The sequence below is a fragment of the Silanimonas sp. genome, from assembly GCF_027531545.1.
Lineage (GTDB): Bacteria > Pseudomonadota > Gammaproteobacteria > Xanthomonadales > Xanthomonadaceae > Silanimonas.
Genome location: NZ_JAPZSC010000048.1, coordinates 1 through 1234 on the forward strand (window position 1 = coordinate 1; position 1234 = coordinate 1234).

Genomic DNA, 1234 nt, shown 5'->3' on the forward strand with positions numbered 1-1234 from the left:
TGAATCGCCCCGGTTTTGATGGACACCTCCACGCCGTACATTACGGCATTCACGGAGGTGGTTATGGGTGGCAAGAAGTACACGACCGAGTTCAAGGTTGAGGCGGCCAAGCAGGTGCTCGATCACGGGCGACCGGTTCGCGAAGTGGCCTCACGGCTCGGCGTCAGCATCGACTCGATGTACGCGTGGGTTCGCGAGCAGCGCAAGGCGCCGGCGGTGCGACAGGCCGACTCGGCGTTGGCGGCAGAGAACCGGCGCCTGCAGGCGGAGCTGAAGCGCGTCACCGAGGAGCGCGACATCCTAAAAAAGGCCGCGGCGTACTTTGCCAAGGGTTGAAGGCGAAGTACGCGTTCATGCAGGCGCACCAGGACGAGTTCAGGGTGACAACGATGTGCCGCGTGCTCAAGGCGCCGCGCAGCGGGTTCTATGCATGGCTTGCGCAGCCGCAGAGCGATCGCCAGCGTAGCGACCAGCGGCTGCTCGGGCTGATCAAGCAGTCGTGGCTGGAGAGCGGCACGGTCTACGGCCATCGCAAGGTGACCCGCGACCTTCGTGATCTCGGCGAGCGCTGCAGCCGGCATCGCGTCTATCGGCTGATGCGGATCGAGGGTCTTCGCGCCCAAGTGGGCTATGGGCGCCGTCCGCGACACAACGGCGGGAAGCCGTCGACGGTCGCACCAAACCTGTTGAATCGACAGTTCGACGTTGCCTTGCCGAACACCCACTGGGTCACCGACATCACCTACATCCGAACTCACGAGGGCTGGATGTACCTGGCGACGGTGATGGATCTTTACTCGCGCAAGATCGTTGGCTGGGCCACGCAGGGCACGCTGCACGCCGACCTGGTGCTCCAGGCGCTTCTGGCGGCGGTGTGGCGACGCAAGCCGGGCCCGGGCCTCGTGCTGCATTCGGATCAGGGTTGCCAATTCACGAGCGACGACTGGCAGTCCTTCCTAAAGGACCACGGCATCGTCTGCAGCATGAGTCGGCGCGGCAACTGCCACGACAACGCCGTGGCGGAGAGCTTCTACCAGCTCATCAAGCGCGAGCGAATCAGGCGGCGGATCTATCTGACCCGCGAAGCTGCGAGGAGCGACGTGTTCGATTACATCGAGATGTTCTACAACCCGAAACGCCGACACGGAACGATCGGAGGCGTCTCTCCGGTAGAGTTCGAAAGGCAGGCAGGGCTTTCAGGCAACTAGGTGTCCACGAAAGCCGGGGCGATTCA

1 protein-coding gene is annotated in these 1234 nt (G+C 63.5%); it reads left to right on the plus strand.

The features are described from left to right. Positions 1-63 precede the first annotated feature (63 nt). A protein-coding gene (locus O9280_RS15530; RefSeq protein WP_298344791.1) for an IS3 family transposase occupies positions 64-1208 on the plus strand; the annotation gives its coding sequence in 2 pieces (ribosomal slippage) (positions 64-310 and positions 310-1208; 1146 coding nt in all). Positions 1209-1234: the final 26 nt, after the last annotated feature.